Annotated in this window: 7 protein-coding genes; 4 read left to right on the top strand and 3 right to left on the bottom strand. The window is 72.4% G+C overall.

Annotated features, from left to right (window positions below; genetic code table 11):
- The 4 genes from AB0F10_RS43840 to helR all read left to right on the top strand — a co-directional run.
- Positions 1 to 377: hypothetical protein (locus AB0F10_RS43840; protein ID WP_360640120.1), on the top strand; the 377-nt coding region annotated here is incomplete at its 5' end.
- Between the two features lie 131 nt (positions 378 to 508).
- Entirely contained in the window at positions 509 to 700 is a 192-nt protein-coding gene (locus AB0F10_RS43835) for a (2Fe-2S)-binding protein (RefSeq protein WP_360640117.1), read from the top strand.
- Between the two features lie 28 nt (positions 701 to 728).
- Positions 729 to 1,211, top strand: a complete 483-nt coding sequence (gene bfr, locus AB0F10_RS43830) for a bacterioferritin (RefSeq protein WP_360640114.1) — start codon at positions 729 to 731, stop codon at positions 1,209 to 1,211.
- Between the two features lie 147 nt (positions 1,212 to 1,358).
- A complete protein-coding gene (gene helR / locus AB0F10_RS43825; protein ID WP_360640123.1) occupies positions 1,359 to 3,479 on the top strand; it encodes an RNA polymerase recycling motor ATPase HelR in 2,121 nt (706 codons plus the stop codon).
- On the opposite strand, the gene AB0F10_RS43820 is transcribed toward helR, so the two are convergent.
- From AB0F10_RS43820 to AB0F10_RS43810, 3 genes are all read right to left on the bottom strand, one after another.
- Positions 3,466 to 4,476, bottom strand: a complete 1,011-nt coding sequence (locus AB0F10_RS43820; RefSeq protein ID WP_360640111.1) for a nitronate monooxygenase — start codon at positions 4,474 to 4,476, stop codon at positions 3,466 to 3,468. The two genes, helR and AB0F10_RS43820, sit on opposite strands and share 14 nt — an antisense overlap.
- Positions 4,477 to 4,503: 27 nt before the next feature.
- Positions 4,504 to 4,896 carry a hypothetical protein gene (locus tag AB0F10_RS43815; protein ID WP_360640108.1) on the bottom strand — a complete coding sequence of 131 codons (393 nt, stop codon included), beginning with the start codon at positions 4,894 to 4,896 and terminating at the stop codon, positions 4,504 to 4,506.
- A 149-nt stretch (positions 4,897 to 5,045) separates the two neighbouring features.
- Positions 5,046 to 5,435, bottom strand: a complete 390-nt coding sequence (locus AB0F10_RS43810) for a hypothetical protein (RefSeq protein WP_360640105.1) — start codon at positions 5,433 to 5,435, stop codon at positions 5,046 to 5,048.
- Positions 5,436 to 5,610 lie beyond the last annotated feature (175 nt).

Genomic DNA, 5,610 nt, shown 5'->3' with positions numbered 1-5,610 from the left:
CCCCGCGGGAGGCCGGGCGGGCGTCCCCGGCCGCGGACGGGGCCGGCACCCGGGCCGGGGCCGCCGGATCCCGTGTGGACCTGCTCGAAATGCTGCGGGGGCTGTGCCCCAAGCTCGGCACCGCCACGGGCGCGCAGCGCTGCCTGTCGCTGCTGACCGCCGTCTTCAACTCGCCGCAATGCGTGACGAGGCTGCTCGCCGCCACGGTCGTCACCATGTCCAGCCTGGTGCTCGCGCTGGGCTCGCTGGCGTGCATGAGCATCCTCGGGCCGGCGCTGGTGCGGCTGGCCTCGCTGTACAACTGCGTCAGGGCCCACCACAGTCTCGGCTTCTGCCTGAGCCGGCCGCCGGGCCGGGCCGGCCCGCTCGACGGCTGAACCAGGATCGGGGCGAGTGCGAGAAACCGCAGGCCCGGGGCGTGATGAGTGGCGCATCCTGTCGACGCCGCCGCCAAATAAGGCTAGCCTTCCCTTGGTAGACCCCGAGGGACGGACAGGCAGGTGGCGACGTGTACGTGTGCATCTGCGCGCGCGTCCGGGAGTGCGAGGTCCGGGAGGCCGTCCGCAACGGGGCCCGGTGCGAGGAGGCGGTCGGCGAGGCCTGCGGCGCCGGCACCGGATGCGGCAGCTGCCTGCCCCGGATCGACGAGATCATCGAGGTGGAGAGCCGCGCGGACACGCCGGTCGGCGCAGCTCGGTAAATTAGGACAAAATACGTAAAGTTTAGACATGCAGGGTGATAAGCAGGTCATCGAGTTCCTCAACGCACAGCTCACCGCGGAGCTCACCGCGATCAACCAGTACTTCCTGCACGCCAAGATGCAGGACAACTGGGGCTACACCAAGCTCGCGGCACACACCCGCGCCGAGTCCATCGACGAGATGCGCCACGCCGAGGTGCTCACCGACCGCATCCTCTTCCTCGAGGGCCTGCCGAACTACCAGCGCCTCTCCCCGCTGCGCATCGGCGAGACGGTCCCGGAGCAGTTCCGCGCCGACATGGTGATCGAGGTCGAGGCGGTCGACCGCCTGCGCAAGGGCGCCGCGCACATGCGATCGGTCGGCGACATCACGTCGGCCAAGCTGTTCGAGGAGATCCTGGCCGACGAGGAGCACCACGTCGACTATCTCGAGACGCAGCTTCAGCTCATCGAGACCCTGGGCGAGGCGCTGTATCTGCAGAACGTGACCGAGCACCCCACCGATGAATAGCGGGAAACCCACCCACCCCCCGCCACTTCTAACGTATAGCGCACCCCGGGGCTTGCGGCAAGACCCGGGTGATACCGCAGAATCGCTGGCCGAGGCCAGAATCCGCGGAGTGGAAGAGCCGATGCCGTGAACCGCCTGAACACCAGCATGTTCGACCTTCCCGACCACCTCGCCCCCAAGGCCGACCCGTCGCTGATCGCCCGCGACGAGCAGCACCTCACCGCCGTCGCGGAGCGCCTCGAGGAGGTGACCGCCGAGCTGTCCGAGCGCCTCGGCGCCACCCGCCTGGCGCCCGGCGGCACCGGCCAGCAGGCGATGGACCGGGACCTGGAGATCCACCGGCTGACCGCCCGGCTGCGTACGCTGCGGCGCTTCGGCGTCGACCTGTGCCTCGGACGCATGGTCGGCGCGGACGACGCGGAGACCGTCTACGTCGGGCGGTTCGGCCTCACCGACGGCGACGGCCGCCGGCTCCTGGTCGACTGGCGCTCGCCCGCGGCCGAGCCTTTCTTCGGGGCGACCCACGCCAACCCGATGGGCCTGGCGAGCCGCCGCCGATATCGCTGGACCCGCGGCCTGATCACCGACTACTGGGACGAGGTGTTCACCCCGGACGGGTACGAGGGGCACGCCGCGCTCGACGACCAGTCCGCGTTCATCGCCAGCCTGGGCGCCGACCGGTCGCCCCGGATGCGCGACGTGCTCGGCACCATCCAGGCCGACCAGGACGCCATCATCCGGGCGGGATCGAGCGGCGCGCTGGTGGTCGACGGCGGCCCGGGTACCGGAAAGACGGTCGTCGCCCTGCACCGCACCGCCTACCTGCTCTACTCCGACCCGCGCCTCGGTCACCGCCGCGGCGGCGTGCTGTTCGTCGGTCCGCACCAGCCCTACCTGGCCTACGTCTCCGACGTCCTGCCGAGCCTCGGCGAGGAGGGTGTGCAGAGCTGCACCCTGCGGGACCTCGCCGCCGAGGGCGCCGCGGCGGGCATCGAGACCGACCCGGACGTGGCCCGCCTGAAGGCGTCCGCGAGGCTGGTGCAGGCGGTCGAGGCGGCCGTCCGGTTCTACGAGGAGCCGCCGGCCGCATCCATGACGATCACCACCGAGTGGTCCGAGGTCCGGCTCAGCGCCGCCGACTGGGCCGAGGCGTTCGACGCGGTGGTCCCCGGCACCCCGCACAACGAGGCGCGCGAGCAGATCTGGGAGGAACTGCTCAGGATCCTGATGGACGCCTATGACGGCGACGAACCGGCAGACCTGCTCCGCCGCTCGCTGGAGCGGAACAAGGAGTTGCTCGCGGCGCTGCACCGCGCGTGGCCGCTGATCGAGGCGGCCGAGCTCGTCGCGGACCTGTGGTCGGTGCCCGCCTACCTGCGCAGGTGCGCACCCTGGCTCGGCGCCGACGAGGTACGCGGGCTGCAGCGCGCGGACGCGGCGGCCTGGACGGTCTCCGACCTGCCGTTCCTGGACGCGGCACGGCAGCGGCTCGGCGACCCGGAGTCGTCGCTGCGCCGGCGCCGGCACAGGTCCGTGCTCGCCGCCGAACGCGAGCGCATGGCCAGGGTGGTCGACGACCTGCTCACGGCCGAGGACAGCCGGGAGCCGATGATGAACCTGCGGCGGGACGTCCAGGCCGCCGTCGTCGACGAGACCGCACCGCCCGGCACGGACTCGGACCGGCTCGCCGGCCCGTTCGCGCACATCGTCGTGGACGAGGCCCAGGAACTCACCGACGCGGAGTGGCAGATGCTGCTGCTGCGCTGCCCGTCCCGGAGCTTCACCATCGTCGGGGACCGCGCACAGGCCCGGCACGGGTTCACCGAGTCGTGGCGCGAGCGGCTCACCCGGGTCGGGTTCGATCGGGTCGGCCTGGCCTCGCTGAGCATCAACTACCGGACGCCGGCCGAGATCATGGCGGAGGCCGAGCCGGTCATCCGCGCCGCGATCCCGGACGCCAACGTGCCGGCCTCCATCCGCACCGGCGGCGTGCCCGTCGTGCACGGGGCCGCGGCCGACCTGGGCCCGATCGTCGGCGCCTGGCTCGCCGCGCACGCCGACGGGATCGCCTGCGTCATCGGCGATCCCGCCTTCCGGGCGACGGACCGGGTACGGTCGCTGACCCCGGAGCTGTCGAAGGGGCTCGAGTTCGACCTGGTCGTCCTCGTCGACCCGGACGAGTTCGGCGACGGCATCGAGGCGGCGGTCGACCGCTACGTCGCGATGACCCGGGCCACCCAGCAGCTGGTGATCCTCACGAGCCGCTGAGCCGGGACAGGATCTCGGCCACCGGGCCCGGCCGGGCCGCGGCGTGCGCCGTGCCCGCCCACAGATTGATCGCCTCGGGGTCGCCCCGCTCGGCGGCCGCCGCCCGGATCGGCGCGGTCAGGTGGTGCACCGCGGGATACCCGATCGGGGCGCGGGCCGAATAGGCGTCCGTGAACCGGTTCCGCAGCGCCCGCGCGGGATGGCCGGTGAACGCCCGGGTCACCACCGTCTCGGTGAACCGCCCGGAGAGCATCGCCGCGCGCTGCGCCGGCCGGGTCCCGGCCTCCCGCGCCAGCAGGAACACCGTGCCCGCCTGCACCGCGACCGCCCCCGCCGCCAGCGCCCGCCGCACGTCCGCCGCGGTGCCGGTGCCGCCCGCCGCGACCACCGGCAGGCCGACGGCCGCCACCACATCGCGGACCAGCGCCGGCGCGGCCGAGGAGCCGTCGTAGCCGGCGGGCGAGGCCGTGGCGGAATGGCCGCCGGCCGCGCCCGCCTGGACGATCAACGCGTCCGGGCCCGCGGCGGCGGCCCGCCGCGCCTCGTCGACGTCGGTGACCGTCACCAGCACGGTCGACCCCGCGCCGCGCAATGCCGCGAGCGTCGCCGGATCGGGTACCCCGAAGGTGAAGCTGACCAGCGGCACGCGGGCGGCGACCGCGATGCCCACCTTCGCCGCGAAGTGGTCGTCGTCGTCGAGCCGAAGCCGCGGAAGCTCGACGCCGTACCGCAGCGCCTCCGGCTCCAGCGCCCGCCGGTACTCCTCGAGCGCGGCCACGTCGGCCGGTGGCGGCGATGGCACGAAGATGTTCAGCCCGTACGGCAGGCCGGTCGCGCGTAGCTCCGCGACCTCGCGCGCCACCGCGTCCGGCGCCTTGTAGCCGGCCGCCAGAAACCCCACCGCGCCGGCGGACCCGGCCGCCGCCACCAGGCCGGCCGTCGACGGGCCGCCGGCCATGGGCGCGACCACGACCGGGCGCGCCGGGTCCCAGATCATGACCCCATTCTGCCGTATCCCGGCGGCCTATTCCGGGTAGCAGTGCGGCAGATCGCCGATAAGTATGCCGACGATCTTATAAGGGACCGAGTTCGGTTCGGCGATCCACGTTTCGTTCGGCCCCACGCAGGTCTCCATGTCGTCGGAATCCACCAGCAGGGCCCCGTCGTCATTGCGCGAGTTGTACACGGCATACGCGTTGCGGCCGTGCGGCCCCAGCGTCTGGAAATCCTGCGTCACCTGCTGATAGGCCGCGGTCGGCTTGCGGGCGGTCCAGTCCGACCTGTGCAGATACAGGCAGACCCGCGGATACTTGCAGCCGAACTTGGTGCCGGCCGACGCCGGGGCCGCGCCGATCACCGACAGACTCGCGGCGATCGAAACGGTGACGACACCGGTGGCCAGCAGTTTCTGTCGCATTGCAGACTCCCCCGTTCGCGCAGTTTCATAATGTCGATCTGCCCGACGGTTCGGCCGCACGCCCATTGTCCCACGCGCCGCGGATCCGCCGACGGGATTCGTCCCCAGCCGCAACGGGGAACGGTCCGGGAGCGGCCCGCGAAATGTCGCTAAAGTCCCGCGTTGTCGTTGAATCGTGCCGTCTTGGCCTGGTGGAGTTGATGTTCCATGGCGGCGATCTTGCGGGCCGTGTCCCCGGCGATCATGCGCCGGGCTATCGGGGCCCACCCGGCCAGGAACACGCCCAGCACCATCGGGAGGAGGGCGAACAGCAGGCCGGCACCGCTGGACAGGACCACGACGCCCATGACGACGAAGCCGATGCCGAAGCCGACCATGAGAACCAGCATCAGGTTGTGCCCGAAGCGAACCCGGTGCGACCCGGCCACCGCGATGCCGTGCCGGATCAGCGCCTCGACCGGGGTGTCCGTGGCGGGATCCGCGGACCGGTCCGCTGCGTCACGGTCGTGCGGGCCGGGGTTGACGGGTTCGGAATGCATGGGCCGAGCGTAAAAGATCGTGGTTTCTGCCGTGCGGCCCGCGGTGGTACTCGTCGAACGCGCCCGGCCGAGGGTGAGCGGAGCGACACCCAGCAGGGGACCACCGGGAGGCCCGGCGATCCCCTGCTGGGGGTCGCGGCCCGCTCGCGGTGAACCCCCGGCCACGCCGGCGCCC

It is taken from the genome of Actinoplanes sp. NPDC026623 (genome assembly GCF_040638275.1).
Classification (GTDB): Bacteria; Actinomycetota; Actinomycetes; order Mycobacteriales; family Micromonosporaceae; genus Actinoplanes.
The sequence above is the reverse complement of the archived record's forward strand: the minus strand, read 5'-3'. Positions and strand labels throughout refer to the sequence as shown.

Excerpts from the sequence above, each read along its gene's own strand:
- bfr (WP_360640114.1), top strand. The coding sequence starts at position 729 with ATGCAGGGTGATAAGCAGGTCATCGAGTTCCTCAACGCACAGCTCACC.
- helR (WP_360640123.1), top strand. The coding sequence starts at position 1,359 with ATGTTCGACCTTCCCGACCACCTCGCCCCCAAGGCCGACCCGTCGCTG.
- AB0F10_RS43820 (WP_360640111.1), bottom strand. The coding sequence starts at position 4,476 with ATGATCTGGGACCCGGCGCGCCCGGTCGTGGTCGCGCCCATGGCCGGC.
- AB0F10_RS43815 (WP_360640108.1), bottom strand. The coding sequence starts at position 4,896 with ATGCGACAGAAACTGCTGGCCACCGGTGTCGTCACCGTTTCGATCGCC.
- AB0F10_RS43810 (WP_360640105.1), bottom strand. The coding sequence starts at position 5,435 with ATGCATTCCGAACCCGTCAACCCCGGCCCGCACGACCGTGACGCAGCG.